This is a genomic window from Shinella sp. HY16 (assembly GCF_028534175.1).
Taxonomy (GTDB): domain Bacteria; phylum Pseudomonadota; class Alphaproteobacteria; order Rhizobiales; family Rhizobiaceae; genus Shinella.
In genome coordinates this window covers 384,602-402,295 of the sequence record NZ_JAHYXL010000002.1, presented here as the reverse complement: position 1 = coordinate 402,295, position 17,694 = coordinate 384,602, and the positions used below count along the sequence as shown (strand labels likewise).

At 62.4% G+C, this 17,694-nt stretch carries 14 protein-coding genes; 6 read left to right on the top strand and 8 right to left on the bottom strand.

Going from position 1 to position 17,694, the window contains the following annotated elements:
* Positions 1-1,070: 1,070 nt before the first annotated feature.
* Positions 1,071-1,337, bottom strand: a complete 267-nt coding sequence (locus K0P03_RS22225; RefSeq protein WP_024270345.1) for a hypothetical protein — start codon at positions 1,335-1,337, stop codon at positions 1,071-1,073.
* A 360-nt stretch (positions 1,338-1,697) separates the two neighbouring features.
* On the opposite strand from K0P03_RS22225, the gene K0P03_RS22220 reads away from it, so the two are divergent.
* A complete protein-coding gene (locus K0P03_RS22220) occupies positions 1,698-2,159 on the top strand; it encodes a hypothetical protein (RefSeq protein WP_272790689.1) in 462 nt (153 codons plus the stop codon).
* 40 nt (positions 2,160-2,199) lie between these two features.
* Here the strand turns inward: K0P03_RS22220 and K0P03_RS22215 are convergent, their stop codons facing one another.
* Together K0P03_RS22215 and K0P03_RS22210 are read right to left on the bottom strand one after the other, a co-directional pair.
* Positions 2,200-2,409 carry a hypothetical protein gene (locus K0P03_RS22215; RefSeq protein ID WP_130519037.1) on the bottom strand — a complete coding sequence of 70 codons (210 nt, stop codon included), beginning with the start codon at positions 2,407-2,409 and terminating at the stop codon, positions 2,200-2,202.
* A 135-nt stretch (positions 2,410-2,544) separates the two neighbouring features.
* Positions 2,545-4,131 (bottom strand): MFS transporter, encoded by a 1,587-nt coding sequence (locus K0P03_RS22210; protein WP_272790688.1) that lies wholly within the window; start codon positions 4,129-4,131, stop codon positions 2,545-2,547.
* A gap of 53 nt (positions 4,132-4,184) precedes the next feature.
* Here K0P03_RS22210 and K0P03_RS22205 point away from each other — a divergent pair, with 53 nt between their 5' ends.
* On the top strand, positions 4,185-5,009 hold the full coding sequence (locus tag K0P03_RS22205; protein ID WP_245462348.1) for a helix-turn-helix transcriptional regulator: 825 nt from the start codon (positions 4,185-4,187) through the stop codon (positions 5,007-5,009).
* An 82-nt stretch (positions 5,010-5,091) separates the two neighbouring features.
* Here K0P03_RS22205 and K0P03_RS22200 read toward each other — a convergent pair whose 3' ends face one another.
* Positions 5,092-6,549, bottom strand: a complete 1,458-nt coding sequence (locus tag K0P03_RS22200; RefSeq protein ID WP_130519033.1) for an MFS transporter — start codon at positions 6,547-6,549, stop codon at positions 5,092-5,094.
* A gap of 95 nt (positions 6,550-6,644) precedes the next feature.
* Here K0P03_RS22200 and K0P03_RS22195 point away from each other — a divergent pair, with 95 nt between their 5' ends.
* A complete protein-coding gene (locus K0P03_RS22195) occupies positions 6,645-7,469 on the top strand; it encodes a helix-turn-helix transcriptional regulator (protein WP_050746222.1) in 825 nt (274 codons plus the stop codon).
* Positions 7,470-7,568: 99 nt separating this feature from the next.
* Here the strand turns inward: K0P03_RS22195 and K0P03_RS22190 are convergent, their stop codons facing one another.
* Positions 7,569-8,048, bottom strand: coding sequence for an SRPBCC domain-containing protein (locus tag K0P03_RS22190; protein WP_050746221.1), 480 nt, complete (start codon positions 8,046-8,048; stop codon positions 7,569-7,571).
* Between the two features lie 270 nt (positions 8,049-8,318).
* Positions 8,319-8,933, bottom strand: coding sequence for a TetR/AcrR family transcriptional regulator (locus K0P03_RS22185; protein WP_272790687.1), 615 nt, complete (start codon positions 8,931-8,933; stop codon positions 8,319-8,321).
* Between the two features lie 131 nt (positions 8,934-9,064).
* Here K0P03_RS22185 and K0P03_RS22180 point away from each other — a divergent pair, with 131 nt between their 5' ends.
* From K0P03_RS22180 to K0P03_RS22170, 3 genes are all read left to right on the top strand, one after another.
* Positions 9,065-10,531, top strand: coding sequence for an MFS transporter (locus tag K0P03_RS22180; RefSeq protein ID WP_272791094.1), 1,467 nt, complete (start codon positions 9,065-9,067; stop codon positions 10,529-10,531).
* Between the two features lie 101 nt (positions 10,532-10,632).
* On the top strand, positions 10,633-11,340 hold the full coding sequence (locus tag K0P03_RS22175; protein WP_272790686.1) for an alpha/beta fold hydrolase: 708 nt from the start codon (positions 10,633-10,635) through the stop codon (positions 11,338-11,340).
* A gap of 373 nt (positions 11,341-11,713) precedes the next feature.
* A complete protein-coding gene (locus K0P03_RS22170) occupies positions 11,714-13,090 on the top strand; it encodes a peptidase S41 (protein WP_272790685.1) in 1,377 nt (458 codons plus the stop codon).
* A gap of 68 nt (positions 13,091-13,158) precedes the next feature.
* On the opposite strand, the gene K0P03_RS22165 is transcribed toward K0P03_RS22170, so the two are convergent.
* Both K0P03_RS22165 and K0P03_RS22160 read right to left on the bottom strand, forming a co-directional pair.
* Entirely contained in the window at positions 13,159-16,332 is a 3,174-nt protein-coding gene (locus tag K0P03_RS22165; RefSeq protein ID WP_272790684.1) for an efflux RND transporter permease subunit, read from the bottom strand.
* Positions 16,329-17,579: an efflux RND transporter periplasmic adaptor subunit gene (locus K0P03_RS22160; protein ID WP_272790683.1), complete on the bottom strand. Its 1,251-nt coding sequence runs from the start codon at positions 17,577-17,579 to the stop codon at positions 16,329-16,331. The genes K0P03_RS22165 and K0P03_RS22160 overlap by 4 nt, the downstream gene beginning before the upstream one ends.
* Between the last annotated feature and the right edge of the window lie 115 nt (positions 17,580-17,694).

Genomic DNA, 17,694 nt, shown 5'->3' with positions numbered 1-17,694 from the left:
CGCTCCACTCGCGCCGACGGCCGCTGCCCGTGAAAACCTCGAACCGGCGCGCCGGCTCTTCGGATCGCCGCGCTTCAGGGTCACTGCGCCCTGGCTGAGAAGGTCGGCAAGCGCCTGAGTGGCGGTTTAGCCCCTGACACGTTCGGTCCCACATTTGGACCGACTGTCTTCGACTGGTGGGCAACGCCTTGCTGCTCTTTTTACGCAATTTGAGGCGTTAAAAACTCGCGCTATGCGTGAATTATTCTTGTTCCGATGCAGAAACTTAGTACCGTTGAGGGAGATTCGGCAACCGATTAGCCGGCGCGCTTCTTAATCAAATCCACCGAAAACGGGAGTTAACCTCGTGAAATGGCCAACTGTTCAGCCAGCGGGAAGCTTGCAGAGGGGGACATTCAATACCCCCGATCATATCCAGGATATGTCCCGGCGGATGCATCAAGAGATTTCTCGGGGAACATTCAATCTGTTTCCAACACAGAATGCTCCCTCGGGAAACAGAGGCCAACGAACGAACCCACTCGGAGCATTCCAGTCGGGCGATAAAAAGCTGGGGCGGCAAAACTATGATGTTCGCTTCAACGTCCACATCTGCAAATACATAATACTTAGCTGGGGCAGAAACGCCTACACTAGCGATACGAAGAAGGGGGGCGCCCCGATAGCCGTATCATATCAGGGGCAGCTTCTGTCGGTCTCGTGCCACATCGACATTACGACGCCCCGGGACAACATGCTTTGGCATGGGATCGAAGGCCCACACGTTGTCATAGAGGGCTACAAGTTGCCCAACGGCACCCACCCTCACAGATATTTCAAGCCCAGAAGTTCAACTTTTGAGATTACGCCTAATGATTTGTTCAAGCTATACATTTGGGAGCGAGACAACAATGCGGGCAGAGCGATGAACGATCCCGCGAGAACGTGGCCTGACTGGTTGCTAGAGCGCCTAGGAAGAGGGTGTATCACCGGCTGAACGCTCTCAACGTGGCAGCTCAAATTATGGACTGAGGAGCGAGAGGGCGTGCGCTGCCTGCTCGACGCGAATTCCCTCGGGATTGCAGCTCGCTTCATCCTATCTGCCTCAAGTTCGTATCAGTGAACATGATGAGGTCGAATGCTTCCTGGTCTGCGATACCAGACTCTGCCGGGTCGGCTTCCAGATCATATTCAGGCCGGCCGTTGATGATTGAGGGCCGTACCGACAAAGATGGTTCTTCATCGGCGCCGTCTTCAAGGTCGCAATCACCGTCCATCATGTCGAGAAGCGAAATCATCTTCTCGATGCATCGCTCCAGTTCGGAGCGGCGGAAACGTTCGATTGCCGCGCTCTTCATTATTCGCGCTCCTCGGCAAGAGTTTCCACCAGCGCCCTTAGTTTCGGCTCGACCTGGCTGGCCCAGCGATCCGTGCCAACCAGTAGTATGATAGCCAACTCCCTTGCTGTTGCTGGCTGGCTGCCCTCTATCTGGTCCTGTAGAGCTTGGCACTCGGCAAGGAGAGGCTCGGCGTCCTCGTCTGCGATGGGCAAGGATGCAAGGCGCTCGGCCTCGCACCAACGCCGGAACAGCTATTCAATGGTTGTGGGCATAGCTGCGCCGGCTACCGGAACGGCTTCGTTCGGCATGATCGTATCTCCAGCATGAATTTGAGGATGTCGGAACGGCTTCTGGCGGCACCGCGTCAATGGTTATCGCATGGCCCGTGATGCCGCTGCGCCTCTCTATCAGGCCGGGCGTGAACGCCTTGCAGCTCGCCAGCTTGCCGACAGCGCGACCGACCTTTCCGCCTTCCGCCGCTCCCTTGAAGATCCGGCCGCCGACCTGGTTTCCGGTTCACAGCCCACCACCTTCCAGGCAACAGGCGACATGGGGGTTGGTGGTCTTGAGCGCGGTATCCAGACGAAACGGCCCGAGGCATTCCAGCAGCGTCGCGTTGATCAGAATTCGGCAAGGCTTGCCGCCCTTGAAGGTGTCCAGCGCGACGGCTCTCCTGAAAAGGTGGCTGATGCCGCTCGCCAGATTGTGCAGGCCGTCAGCGAACGTGCGCAGGCCGCCTATGACGACGTGGTGGCACGATCGACGGCCAACGTGGATGAAGCCGTTTCCGACCCACCCCTCAATCCACCCTTCGTCGTGAGATTGAGTGATAGGCGATAAAAATCCATGATCTGGAACGCATCATGAACGGCGCGGAAGGTCAATAGCTCTGATAGGCAGTGATCGGAGATAAATTACTCTGACATTCCAATTGGATGCCCTTCTGCGGACTGGGAAAGACGAGGCTTGCAGCCAGGCCGCCGCCAACCGCGTCTCCCAAGCCAACCGATCCGCCATGGGTCGACATGACCTGGCTGACAATGGCAAGTCCCATACCGGTTCCCTCGCAGCGGACGACGAAGCCGGCCATCAGCGTCTGCTCGCCACGCCGCCATCGTCCTGTCCCTTCCCCTCCCTGGCCAAAACCGCGCAACCGGGGAGCGATGAAGGAGCGTCGTCGCCGGACGGGCGAAGGCGATGCATCGGAGGTCGGACAATCCCGGGCCTACGGGCCGCCGTGCGAATCGCCGCCTTCGATGGCGCCGACGTGCCGCAGCGAAACAGCGGCAAGAACCGCAAGAATGGCGACGCCTGCGGCACTAAACATCGCCGCATTGCTGAACCCTGCCGTGAATGCGGCCTGTGCCGTCTCCATGAGGCCAGGCGGCAGTTCCGAAGCGACCGACATCGCCGCCCACAGGCTGTCACCAACGGCCCTGTGGGCCTCCGCGCCGAGCCCCTCCGGTATTCGACCGGTCATGGCCTGACGATAGATAGCGGTTGCAAGGCTGCCAAGCACCGCAATACCGAGCGATATGCCGAGATCCTGCACCGTCTCGGACATCGCCGAAGCCGAGCCGGCTTTTTCCACGGGAGCCGAGCCGACCACCAGATCCGTGCCTAGCGCCGCAATCGTGCCGAGCCCGAGATAGGCAAGCGAAAATCCGGCGACGACGATGACGACACCGCAAGTGCTTGTATCGATCCGGGTCAGCAACAGGTACCCCACCACCGACAGTCCCAGGGCACCCGCCACGACGAAGCCGGGGCGAACGCGCCGCGCGATCAGGGGCGCCGCGACGCCGGCAGCGACCATGGCAAGGGCTGGAGGCCCCATCCAGAGACCGGCGACGAGCGGAGAAAAACCGGCAACGAGCTGCAGGTACTGGGTAACCAGCAGCATCGTGCCGCCAACCGCGACAAGGCCGAACAGCAGCACGACCAGCGCCACGCTGAAAGCCCGACTTGAAAACAGGCTGATGTCGAGCAGCGGATCGGCAAGCCGACGCTGCCGGCGCACGAACAGCACGGCAAAGGCGAGCCCCACCGCAATCGCCCCGATCGGCTGCACCCCAAGATCATCCTTGGCAAACTGCTTGATGCCGTAGATCACCGGCAGCATGGCGGCGAGCGAAAGGCCGACGCTTGCAAGGTCCAGCCTGCCGGCCCGTGGTGCCCGATATTCCGGCAGAAGGGCGGGCGCCAGCACGACCAAAAGGCCGACAATCGGGACGGCCAGGAGAAACGCGGCGCCCCACCAGAAATACGCCAGGAGCACGCCACCCACTACCGGCCCGAGCGCCATGCCGAGCGCAAACATCGTCGCCCATATGCCAAAGCCGAGCGCACGCTGCCTCGGGTCGGCAAACATGTTCGTGATGAGGGCCAGCGTCGAGGGCATCAATGTTGCACCGGCCATTCCCAGCAGGCCCCGTGCGACAATCAGCATGGTGGCGCTCGTGGAGAAGGCCGCGAGTATCGAGGCAAGCGCGAAGGCGGCTGCGCCGATCATCAGGAGTTTGCGACGCCCGATGCGGTCACCGAGCGTTCCCATGGTGATCAGAAAACCCGCTATCAGGAAGCCGTAGGCATCCATGATCCAGAGAGCCTGCGTGCTGGTCGGCTGCAGATCAGCGGCGAGCGCCGGAAGTGCCAGATGAAGAAGGGTAAGATCGAGGCCGAGCAGGATGGTGGGCAGAGCAAGCAGCGCAAGCCCCAGCCAATCGCGGATACTGGCTGTTGCGGGCGGCGGAGGCAGCCCGGCAGTCAGGGTTCCAGAGGGCGGAAGATCAAGTTCGTCGTGAGAAGTCATGCTGCCTCCTTGTTGCAGGCAGACTTTCCAGGCATGATCATCCTGTTACAATATTGGAAATTATCCTGTTACTGAAGGCAACAGTCTTGTCGACCCGCTCATTTGCACGCACGCGAACCGACCTTTCCGACTTCCTGATGCGTCACCGGACAAAGCTGACGCCAGCCGATGCCGGCCTGCCCGCGACGGGCCAGCGCCGGACGCCCGGCCTCCGGCGCGAGGAAGTGGCTGCGCTCGCGGGGGTGGGGCTCACCTGGTACACCTGGTTCGAGCAGGGGCGCGACATCCAGGTCTCCGAGAGTTTCCTGCTCAAGGTGTCGAAAGCGCTGAAACTCGACGACGCCGAGTGCAGCCATCTCTTCCTGCTCGCACACCGGCGCCCACCGCCACCGGAAGCCTATCAATGGCCGTCCGTCGGCTCGCTCGTTCAGACATTGCTGGACGATCTTGTCATGCGGCCCGCCTATGTGGTCAACCTTCGCTGGGATGTTGTTGCCTGGAACCGCGCGGCCGACGATTTGTTCAGCTTCACATCCCGCGAGCGGCCCGCCCGCAATGTCATGCGCCTCCTCTTTGCCGACCCGCAATTCCGCCACCGCCTCCCCGAATGGCGCGCCGAGGCGCCGAGACTTCTCACGCAGTTTCGCTATGACCTTGCGGGAGCGCCCGACGATCCCGCGATGCTGGGCCTTGTCGATGAACTGAAGCGCCTCTCACCGGATTTCCGCCGTTGGTTCGAGCAGCCGAGCTTGGAAAACTACGCCCGCGGTATCGGCACCCTGTTGGATCGAGACGGAGCCACTCTCCGCTTCCTGCATGAGATGCTTACCGTGGACGAGTACCGACACCTGAGGATGGTCGTCTATTTTCTGCAGTAGCGCCGACCGCCCCTGCCCGCCGATCGCGTTGGAGCGGCCGTGGGATCCGGCCGATCATGCGGCAGGGGCGGACGGAAAGGCGTCAGGTTCGGGGCTTTGGCTTCCCGCGGGCAATGGCGAGGATCACGGCCGCAGCTATGGTGGCGGCTGCAAGATTGTATGTCATTCCGCTCACGAAGGCGGAAGCGTAGAGCTGCGCCGAGCCGCCAGCTCCAAGGGCCGCGCCGAAAAGCATACCGACAACCGCCACTCCAAGGGCAGCACCAACCTGCTGGAGCGTCGCAACGACACCCGAGGCCATGCCGGCCTGGCGTTCCTCGACAAAACCGAGCACGAGATTGAGAAGCGGCGTCATGATGAGCCCCTGGGCCGCGCCAACCAGGATCAGCATCGGGATCAGATGCGCGACGACGAGGTCGATCGCTGCGACCCAGACCTGGGCGATCAGGATGCCAAGCGACAGGGCGTAGAGCAGCGCGCCCGCTGCGATCGCCGATGGGCCGAAGCGGGCGACAAGGCGCGGCGCGACCAGCGATGCCACGACGAAGCCGACGCTGCACGGCACGAAGGCACTGCCCGCCTCGAGGGGGCTCAAGCCAAATCCGGTCTGGGCCAGAAGGGCAAAACACAGGAAGAAAGACGAGGAGGTCGAATAGATCAGGACCACCAGCAGCCCGCCCCGGGCAAAGCGCGGCTGGCGCATGAGCGTCATATCGACCAGCGCTTCGAAACCCGCCTGGCGCCGGCGTTCCTGCTGCAGGTAGAATGCGGCGGCCAGCACGACAGCACAGGCCATCGACGCAAAGGCCCAGAGCGGCCACCCGTGAGCCGGCCCTTCGATCAGCGGCACGAGCAGAAGCGTGAGTCCCAGGCTCACGAGGACGACACCCTGCCAATCGACCGCCGGACGCTCCTGTGCCCGGGTCTCGGGAATGAACCGCGCCATCGCGGTGGCAAAAAGACCTATGGGAATATTGATGAGGAAAATGGTGCGCCAGCCGAGGTCGAAGAGATTGGCTTCGACAAGAAACCCGCCCATGACCTGACCCGCGATGGCCGCAAGACCCAAGGTCATGCCGAGGAGCCCGAAGGCCCGGCGACTGTCATTCGCAGAAAAATTCACCCGGATCGATGCGTAGACCTGCGGAAACAGGAGGGCTGCGGTCAATCCCTGCGCTATCCGCGCGCCGATGAGGGTCTCCACATTGGGCGCCAGCCCGCAAAGTGCTGAGGCGAGCGTGAACCCTGCCATGCCGAGGACGAAAAGCCGCCGTCGTCCATTGATATCCCCCAGCCGCCCGCCCGTGATCAGGAGCACTCCGAAGGCGAGTTCGTAGCCGGCGATGATGAATCCGATCTGCGGCAGGCTTGCACCGAGACTGGCCTGCATGCTCGGGATCGCAACATTGACCACAAAGAGATCGAAGATCGTTACGAAACCGGCAAGCAGGAGAATGGACAGGCCCAGCCATGGTGGACCGGCGGCAATGCCGTCTCCCCGGCTTTGAAAGGGTCGGGGGGTATGGGTATCGGAACTCATCTTGCGTCCTCATGTTACTGACGCAACAGCCATGCCCGAGCATTGACACCCGTACAATTTAACTCATTATGCTATTACTTTTAGTGGCGGCAGAGATGCGTACGTTCGAACGAACCCGGCCTGAACTGGCAGATTTCCTGCGCGCGCAGCGCGAACGCCTGACACCGGCGGATGTCGGCCTGCCCGCCGGCAGACGACGGCGCACGCCCGGCCTGCGACGCGAGGAGGTGGCCGCCCTCGCCGGCGTCGGACTTAGCTGGTACACATGGCTTGAACAGGGGCGAGACATCGGCGTCTCCGCCGGCTTTCTCGACAATCTCGCGCGCGTTCTCAAACTCGATGCGGCCGAGCGGCGACACCTCTTTTTGCTTGCCCAGGAACGTCCGCCGGCGGAACCCGGCAAGACATGGTGTACCGTGCCTTCTCTGGTGGGCCGCCTGATGGACGACCTTTCGCCGCACGCCGCCTATGTGCTCAATCTTCGCTGGGACGTCCTTGCCTATAACCGAGCCGCCGACGACCTGTTCGGCTTCACTCACCAGGCCTCTCCCCGTCGCAACCTTCTATGGATGCTGTTCTGCGACCAGAATCTCCGTGATGTTCTGGTGGATTGGCAAAGCCAGGCGCAAACCATGCTGGCGAGCTTTCGACGGGATTTCGCAGGCGCACGCGACGATGCGGATATGCGCGCGCTGGTCGCGGAGCTGGAAACCATCTCGCCGGAATTCAAGGCGTTGTGGCAGAACCCCGATGTTCATATGCCCTGCACTGGCACGCGCGCGATCCGCGTCGAGGGCCACCCCGTGACCTTCGAGCACACCTCCCTGACCATCGATGGCGGGCGGCACCTGCGGCTCGTGGTGCATGCTGTCCTTACCGGCCCGGCCGCCGATGAAGGACCTGAGGGTTCCGTACCGTAGCCACAACAAGGATCGGCCTCGCCTCGGCCGCGTCCAATGCGCTAGCGAGGGGTGGAGCACTCCACCTGCATTGCTGCGAGCCCGTTGTCAGCACCGGCTTCAGAACTCAACGGGCACCCGCACGCACGCGACCAAATTGTCGAGGGCAGCATTGTTGCCAATCTCGACGCCCCCCAACATTCCTTCGCCAAAAAAGGAAACCACCTGCACGGTTACCTTGACCCTTGTCGTATCGGCACTGGCCTCAAGTTCCGTCGTGATCAAGCTCGACATCAGTGTCCGCCCTCCGGTTTCAACAGTTTCACTGCTGACCACGAGCCTGTCCGGCACAATCGAGATATAGGTCGTGCGCCCGGTATATTGCGGATTTTCCTTTGAACCACAGCGGAACTGGTCCTCACCGCCCTCGCGAAAGTCGGCTTCATCATAGACGAATGCGGCATCGTTGGACGGCGCACTCCATGTCGCACGGACAGCAGGGTCCGCAAATGCCGCAAACACGCGCTCCACCGGAGCCTCGCACCGCCGTTCGAAAACGAACGTCTTGTGCAAGATCTCATTCCCCTGTCGCTGCTCCATTGGTCACTCCGAAATTTCAGCACATCAAACTGATTGCAAAACGCAATTGGTTTCATCTACCAAAACTGATTGTGGTTTGCAATCAGTGCAACAGCACGTGCGACTTCCGGAATAGGCTGCAACCCAGCTGGAGCCCTTTGGCGCGCCTGTCGGGGGGACAGCAATCCTCATTTCCGGGGGAAGGGGCACATTCACCCCCACAGGATCGCTCATGAATGCCTCAGCCTGTTGCCCATGGCCGGCTTGAGAAGCACCGGTTCACCGTCAAAGCTAGCGACCACTCCTGCCGACCATTGCCATGATGGTCTCATTGAGTTCGTCCTGTGCCTGCTGCACCGTGATCTCCCCGCACGCAGCGGCATGGGATAGGCCGTCGGCGGCGCCAAGCATCCCCCAGAAGCCAGCAGGATCGACACCCGCCGTCCCCAGGAACGGGGCCAACACCTTTCGGCATTTCTCGATGAACACGAGTTGATACTCGCGCTTGACGGCCTCCAGTTCGGGGGAGCCGGCAAGGCCGGCCAGAAGGCCGGGAATCTCGCGACCTTGCGCCAGCACACATTCGACATAGGACGAGGCGATGACCCTTGCGAGCCCCTCCAATGTCGGCACGCTGGCGGCAATGGCGGCATCGATCAGCGCCGTCTGGCGTTCGTCGAAATCCTGGTAAAGCGCCGTCAACAGGCCGTTCCGGGTGCCGAAATGGTCGTAGATCACCGGCTTCGTCACACCGGATTCATTGGCCATACGTGGCAGGGTCAGCGCGTCGGTCCCCTCCTCGCGGGCCAGTCGCCACGCGACGCCCAGAAGCTGGCGGTGCCGCTCGTCACGGCTGAGGCGGACCCGTTTCGCAGTGGAGCTGGCATTCGCGGGAGTGCTTGACATCACTATATACCTTAAGTAACTTACTAAAAGTATATAACAGAAACCCCTTCATATGCAACCACCAAGCCGGCCGGGAGCCGGCGGCGGAAGCGGCGCGCGCCTGTGCACCGTTTGTAGAGGATCCATGCCCAATGAGTGATATGACACTACCGGAATCCACCAATCGAAACGCATGGCTTGGCCTCCTTGCTGTGCTACCGCTTGTGCTGCTCGTCGCCATGGACGGCTCGATACTTTATCTGGCGATGCCACATTTGACGTCCGCCCTTACGCCATCGGCCGACCAGGCACTCTGGATTCTCGACATCTACGGGTTTGTCGTCGGGTCCCTGCTGATCGCCTTCGGGAATATCGGCGACCGCTACGGCCGGCTCAGGCTCATCATGACCGGCGCGATCGTCTTCGGCGCAGGATCGCTCGGGGCGAGCTATGCGCAATCGCCGCTTGGCCTGATCATCGCAAGGGCGCTGATGGGACTGGGGGGCGCTACACTGCTGCCTTCGGGCCTGGCAATCGTCAGCGCCCTGTTTCCGGATGCACGCCAGCGCGCGCAGGCCATCGGAATCTTCGCCGCGACATTCGCCGCAGGTTTCGCCATCGGCCCCCTCATCGGCGGCATGTTGCTCAGGCACTTCGAATGGAACATCGTATTCCTGATCAATATCCCGGTTGTCCTCGCCTTCCTGATTGCCGCACCGATACTGCTGCGCGAAGTCCGCTCGACGACCGGCGGGCGCATTGACCTGCCGAGCCTTCTGCTGTCGTTTGCAGGTATCCTGCTGTTCACCTGGTCGCTCAAGACCGCCGCCGCCGACGGCTTCACGCTCAAACAATCCATCGTCGGGATCATCGGCATCCTTTCCGTCGCACTGTTCCTCCGCCGCCAGACGAAAATCAGCGATCCACTGGTCGACCTCGACCTGTTTCGCGACCGCATATTCTCGATCGCCATCCTGACCGGCCTCCTGTCCCTCGTCGTATGGTCCGCTGCCAGCTACCTGTCAGGCATCTATCTGCAGGCGGTGCTCGGCTTCGACGTCTTCACAACCGCGCTGCTGACGCTGCCTGGAGCCGTCGTGCTCACCGCAACCTGCGTCGGCACTGCCCGTGTGGTGGAATGGGTCGGTCGCAGGACCGCCCTTGTGGCAACCCTGCTGCTCATCAGCGCCGGCGTCTTCCTCTTGCTGCTCACGAGCACGCAGACCGGCGTCGCTGCCTTCCTTGCCTCAACCATGATCGCGGGCATCGGATTCGGCCTGTCGTTCAGCCTCGTGGCCGAAGTCGCGGTCTCTGCCGTACCGGCCGAGCGCGCTGGCGCTGCCGGATCTCTTGCCGAGACCAGCAATGAACTGGGCAATGCGTTGGGCATCTCGCTTCTGGGGTCACTGGCGACTTTGAGCTTCCGCCTTCTCGGCCCGGGCGTTGCCGGCACGTTGAGTGAAACCCTCGATCATGCCGGCGTCACCCCCGAGGCCACCGCACAAGCCAAGGAGGCTTTCCTGACCGGCTTGCACATGGCGGTTGGCGCCGGGGGGCTGATGACACTCACGCTCGGCATCGTCGCATGGCTCTGGCTGCCGAGAAAACTGCCGGAATGAGAGAACGACGACAGCCCTCGACAGGCGATGTTCCGGCACCCGGGCCGTCGGCTTTCGCAGAACATTTGCGGCAGTAGTCCGGACAGACACGCGGTGGCCGTTTGGAGACCGATAGCCTCACCGGTCTTGGCGACCGCACACATATTGCGCGGCCTGATGTGAACCTCGAAACGCACATCCAGGACATTGTGAACCTGATCGCGTTCGAGAATCTCGCAGACGTCGTCCTCGTTGGATGGAGCTACGGCGGCATGGTTGTCACCGGTGTTGCCGACCGCATCCCCGAGAAGCTGGCCCATGCCGTCTTCCTGGATGCGGAAGTGCCGGAGGACGGGCAATCCCTGTTCGACCTCAATGGCCAAGATTTTCGAAACGAGATGGAAGCCTGGGCGCATAGCCATGGCGAAGGGTGGCGCACATCATTCGGATCAGCGGACGAGATGGATGAAGGAGAGCGCCCGTGGATTTCCGATGACCTCTTGCGCCGCTGGTACGTCGAAAAACTTGCGGCCAGCCCGCAGCCGATCGAGACCTTCCGGCAGCCCGTTCGCCTCCTCAACTCCGAAGCATGCATGCTTCCACGAACGTTCTTTCGTTTCCCGGTTGACGGGGACGCATTCGCCTCGCTCTTTGCGCCGATCGAGGAGCGTTTCCGTTCCCGTGCGGGATGGACCTATGTCGAGATCGAGACCAACCATTGCGGTCCGTTGGTCGCCCCGGAACTGGTGGCCGGCGCACTGATGAGTGTCTCCGCGGCAGCCCAGACGAAAAGCCCGCTGCCGAATGGCGGCCAAATTCAAGCGCTTTGAGCCACTGATAGCAAACCGCCCAGGAGCCTTCATGGACGAGATTCTTCGGCCTGAGTGCTTGCCAAGGCGCCGGCTTGCCGGCCCTCACCACGCAAGACACAGATGGCGTTGAACCTCCCCCTTCACACACCCATCTCCGGTTCACTGCCGTAGACGATGACTGCCTGCAGCGATGGCCCCCCGTCGCGCGTTCGCAACCGTCCGGATTGGAAGGGCGCTCCCCGAAAGGGTCGAGCGCCCTTCGTCAATTCGGGCAACCTCTCACGGTCCGCAAGAATTCTCGAAGTGCCTAGTCGGCATCGGCCCGGCCGAGCCGTCTTAACAGAATTGGACGCCCGGCTCCCCCCGGAACCAAACAGAGAGGAAATGCGACATGTCTTCCAGATGGATGAAACGCCTTCGCGCCGCTGCGGCGGGCCTGCTGCTGATTGCCCCGACCTTTGCGCAGGCAGACAGCCCGCCGCTGACACCGGAAAAGATGCGCGAGGACCTGACCTATCTGAAGGAGACATGGGCGCCGCAAGACAGAAGCTTCAACGACAGCCAGAGGAGCGATTTCAACCGACTTGTCGATGAAACCGCCGCGGCCGCTGAGCATCTGACTCCGGAAGAATTCGCGCTCCACGTCATGCGCGCCGTCGCGGTCGCACGCAACGGACACACGAATGCCAATGCCGCGAAACTGCTCGGCCCGGACATCCCGGTCCGGGTGTGGCTGTTTGCCGACGGGCTCCGTGTCGTCAAGACCCATCCGGATTTCGCGCGGCTGCTCGGCGCACGCATCGATGGGATCGGTGCCCTCACCACACAGGAGGCGCTTGACGCACTTCGGGTCTATCTCCCCGGTACGGACCAGCGGATCCGCTTTCTCTCCCCGGGATATCTGGTCACGCCCAGCGTCCTCAAGCAAATTGGCGCGATTAAGGATACGGCCGCCGTGCCTTTGACCGTTCAGCTTGCCGACGGCCGTTCGGAAACGGTCACGCTTGCGCCCACAGGGGACGAAGACCCGGGCGACGAACGCAAGACAAACCTCAACAGGGGCTACGGCGTGCTCAAACCGGACGAGGCCAGTCTTTCGCGCCGATGGAACCACCTTCTCGATGACCGCAGCGATCTCCCTGCCGTCTACAGCAAGCGCAGCGATCTGCAGACCCAGTTCCTGGATGAGGCCCGCAAAATCCTCTACATCCGCAGCGACGTGGTCAGAAGCATGGACGATACCGCCCTGTCGGACAAATTCGCCGGCCTCTTCCACGAGAAAATCCTTCCGGTCCAGCCAAAGCACATGGTCGTCGACCTGCGCTTCAACCCGGGTGGGGACCTCTTCAACACGATCCTGTTTTCCCAGGCCTTGCCACGACTTGTCCCGCGCGACGGGCGGGTCTTCGTGCTCGTGGGCAGGGCAACCTTCTCCGCCGCCATTTCCACGGCAGCAATGCTGAAGGGATCGGGCGGCGACAAGGTCACGCTGATCGGAGAGGAGATGGGAGATGCCAGCCGGTTCTGGGCAGAAGGCAAACATCTCGAGCTGCCGAACTCCGGCCTTGCGGTTCGTTACAGCCCGGAATTCCATGACTACGAGACAGGATGCTTCGAGCTCGGCGAGTGCTACTGGGCTACGGTCGCCTTTGGCCCCCGCGGCATTTCCATCGCACCGGAGATCACGGTCGATCTGACCTACGAAGCCTATGCCGAGGGGCGGGATCCAGCGCTGGAGAAGGTCCTGGATCTCATTCGCAACCCCTGATCCCCGTTGACGGGACCTTGGCTCGGATGGCGGACGTCGGAACACCCGGCGCCCACCATTCGTAGATTTCAACCGGGCTCTTCGATTGCTTTGCCGAGCGAAGGGTGACGGCGCCCGAGAGCAAGCTTCCGCACGACAACATAGAAGACCGGCGTCAGCAGGAGGCCGAAAAGCGTGACGCCGAGCATGCCGGCAAAGACCGCAATGCCCATGGCGTGGCGCATCTCGGCACCGGCGCCGGTCGCGACGACAAGCGGGACGACGCCGGCGATGAAGGCGAGCGAGGTCATCAGGATCGGCCGCAGGCGCAGACGCGCCGCTTCAAGCACGGCCGTCAACGGATCGGCACCCTCCTCTTCCTTCGCCCGGGCAAACTCCACGATCAGGATCGCGTTCTTGGCCGCGAGGCCGACGAGAACGACAAAGCCGATCTGCGTGAAGATGTTGTTGTCACTGTCGCTGAGCCAGACGCCGGCGATTGCCGAGAGCAACGCCATCGGCGCAATCAACAGGACCGCGAAGGGTAGCGACCAGCTGTTGTATTGTGCTGCGAGGATCAGGAATGCGAGCAGCACGGAAAGCGGAAAGACATACATGGCGGTGTTTCCGGCCAGCTTTTCCTGATAGGCGAGCTCCGTCCATTCGAAGGCCATCCCGGGCGGCAGGGTTTCCGACGCGATACGTTCCATGGCCGCGGTCGCCTGTCCAGACGAATAGCCAAGCGCCGGGCTGCCACTGATATCGGCCGATGGAAACCCGTTGTAGTGCATGACCCGGTCGGGACCTGCGCTTTGCCTGATCGTCAGCAGCGCTGACAGCGGGATCATGTCGCCCGCCGCATTGCGGACCTTCAGGCGGCCTATATCCTCGGGCTGCATGCGGAATGGTGCGTCGGCCTGGACCAGAACACGGTAAGTGCGGCCGAACCGATTGAAGTCGTTCACATAGAGCGAGCCGAGATTGACCTGCAGCGTCTCGAAGATCGTGTTGAGCGGAACACCCTGCGCCTTGGCCTTCACCCGGTCGATATCGACTTGCACCTGCGGCGCATTCACCTGGAAGCTTGCGAGCATGCCGGCAAGTTCGGGTGTCTGCATCGCCTTGGCCATGAGCGCGCCCTGCGCCTGCGCGAGCGCCTCGAAACCGAGCCCCGACCGATCTTCGATCTGGATCTTGAAACCACCCGTCGAGCCGAGGCCCGGAACCGGTGGCGGTGGGAAGATCCCAGCGAAACCATCCGGAATCCCGGAGAACTTGCCCATCAGCCGGCCGGCAATGGCAAAGGCGGAGAGGGACGGGTCCTTCCGCTCATCGAACGGCTTGAGCATCGTGAACATGACCGCCGCATTGGGGATATTGACCATGCCGTTGACCGAGAGGCCCGGAAAGGCGACGACGCTCTCGACGCCCGGCTCGGAAAGTGCAATCTCCGACATCATCTTCACGACGGCTTCGGTGCGGTCGAGCGAAGCGCCGGTGGGAAGCTGGGCGATGCCGACAAGGAAGTACTTGTCCTGCGCCGGGACGAAGCCGTTGGGTACCGTCTGGAAACCGACCCATGTCATGCCGACGAGGCCCGCATAGACGAGCAGGACGAGCGCGCTGAGCCGCACGGCGCGGCGGACCGACCAGACGTAGGCATTCGAGGCGCTGTCGAAGAAGCGGTTGAACAACCGGAAGAACCAGCCGAACAGCCCGTCGATCACGCGGGTCAGGAGATCGCGTTTTGCCCCGTCGTGGTGCGGCGTCAGCAGCACGCCCGCGAGCGCCGGGGAAAGGGTGAGGGAGTTGATCGCCGACAGGATGGTCGAGATCGCAATGGTCAGTGCGAACTGCCGATAGAATTCGCCCTGCAGGCCGGAGAGAAAGGCCGAGGGAATGAACACGGCCGACAGGACCGACGTAATGGCGATGATCGGCCCGGTCACCTCGTCCATGGCCTTGCGCGCTGCCTCCTTCGGCGTTTCGCCAAGCGCGATGTGGCGTTCCACGTTCTCGACGACCACGATGGCGTCATCGACGACGATGCCGATCGACAGCACGAGGCCGAACAGCGAAAGCGTGTTCAGTGAAAAGCCGAACAGGTAGAGGAAGGCGAAGGTGCCGACCAGGGATACCGGCACGGCGACCAGCGGGATGATCGAGGCGCGCCAGCTCTGAAGGAACAGCAGGACCACGATGACGACCAGGACGATGGCCTCGAGCAGCGTCACCACCACGGCCTCCAGGGAAGCCTTGACGAAGACGGTCGGGTCGTAGGCGATGCGATATTCCAGTCCTTCGGGAAAACCCTTCTGCAGCTCTTCCATGGTGCTGCGGATGGCGGCGGAGACGTCAAGTGCATTCGCCCCGGGGCTCTGGATGACCTGCATCGCCAGTGCCGGTTTGCCGTTCAGAAGGCTGCGCAGCGCGTAGGCGTCCGCGCCGAGTTCGATCCGCGCGACATCGCGCAAGCGGGTGATCTGACCCTCCGACCCCGTCTTGACGATGATATCGCCGAACTGCTCTTCATTCGAGAGCCTGCCGAGCGTATTGACGGCGACCTGAAACGCCGCCGAGGCTTCAGGCTGCTGGCCGACCGAGCCGGCGGCCACCTGAACATTCTGCTCGTGGATGGAACCGATGACGTCGCTCGCCGTCAGGCCGCGGGCGGCCACCTTGGCAGGATCAAGCCAGATCCGCATCGAATATTCGCCGGCGCCCCAGACCAGGACATCGCCGACTCCCGGCAACCGAGCCAACTGGTCACGCACCTGCAGGGTCGCGAAATTCGACAGGTAGAGCGGATCATAGCGATCGTCAGGCGAAACGAGATGCACGACCATCAGGATATCGGGCGAGATCTTCTGCGTCACGACACCGATGCGCTGAACCTCCTGCGGCAGGCGCGGCAGCGCGCGGGAAACGCGGTTCTGCACCTGGATCTGCGCCATGTCCGGGTCGGTGCCCTGTTGGAAGGTCACCGTCAGCGTCATGCGTCCGTCGGTCGCGGCCTGAGAGCTCATGTAGAGCATGTTCTCGACGCCATTGATCACCTGTTCCAATGGCGCGGCGACCGTTTCGGCGATCACCTCGGGGTTGGCGCCCGGATAGCTGGCGGTGACCTGCACGGTTGGCGGGGTCACCTGCGGATACTCGCTCAAGGGCAGCTTCAGCAGTGTCAGTCCGCCGCCGATCAGCATCAGGACGGAGAGAACAACCGCGAAAATGGGGCGGTCGACGAAGAAACGCGGGATGTTCATTGACCTGCCTCCTGCAAGGCAGTTTCGGCACGTTTATCGTCGGCTGACTGGCCCGGCAGCATGGAGACCATCTGCGGAACGACCTGCATGCCCGGGCGGACCAGCCCCTTCACGATGATCCTTTCTGCCGGGTCGAGGCCTGCCGAAACGACGCGCAGGCCGGCGATCATCGGCCCGGATTCGATAGGGCGGTATTCGACCTTGTCGCCGGCTCCGAGAACCAGGACGTAGCGGCGCCCCTGGTCGACCCCAATCGCCTGGTCGTCGACGAGCACGGTCTGCGCCGGTTCGGCAGTCACCAGCCTGACGCGCGCGAAGAGCCCGGGCGTCAGGTGGCGATCAGGATCTTTCAGGATGGCCCGGGCGCGGATCGTTCCGGTGCCGCGATCGACCCGGTTGCCGAGGAAGTCGAGTTCACCCGCATAGGGGAAGCCGGTATCGGTCATCAGCCCCACCTGCACTGGCAGCGTGCCGGTTCCGGATGACCGCGCCTGCGCGACAAAACCGAGATAGGTGGCCTCGTCGATATCGAAATAGACATGAAGCAGATCGGTCGAGACGATCGTGGTGAGAAGCGTCGCCGCTGCAGCATTTCCACCGGCAACGAGATTGCCTTGCGTGACGAGCACCCGGTCCACCCGCCCTGCAACCGGCGCAGTGACGCGCGTGAAGGACAGGTCGAGTTCCGCAGCAGCGACGGCGGCCCTGGCGATTTCGACCTCGGCCGCGCGTTGGCGGCGGATGGCCTGCGCATCATCGAGCATCTTGCGCGGCACCGTGCCCTTCGGCGCAAGGGCTTCGGCGCGCTTGAAATCCACCTCGGCCTGATCCAGCAGGGCCCCGGCTTGCTGCAGTTGGGCCCTGGCCGAATTGAGGGTGACTGTGAAGGGTCTCGGGTCGATCTGGAAGAGGAGCTCGCCCGGACGCACGAGACGACCCTCGGGAACCGTGACAACATCGATCGCGCCACCGACACGCGGACGAAGCTCCACGATCTCGGCCGCTTCGAGATAGCCGGTGAACTCGGCAGACGGCGCGACCTTGCGCGTGATGACCTCGGCAACGGGCACCTGCGGCAAGGGCATTTCTACCGGCAGGGCCGCGGCCTCGGACGCACCGGTCGAAAGCGCAAGCGCCATGAGATTTCCGGCATAGGGGCCGACATCATCGCGATAGACGAAGGCAAGGGTGCCCGCGGCTATGGCGACGCCGGCAAGAAGCAGGGTTGAGGAGGCCTTGTTGCTCATTCTCGTTCACTTTCACAAGGGCACCACACTCCGGACCAACGGAGGCGATGACGGTCATTTTTGGCAACGCTGCGGTTTCCAACGATGGAAAGGTCAAGGCCCCGGGGAATTTTTC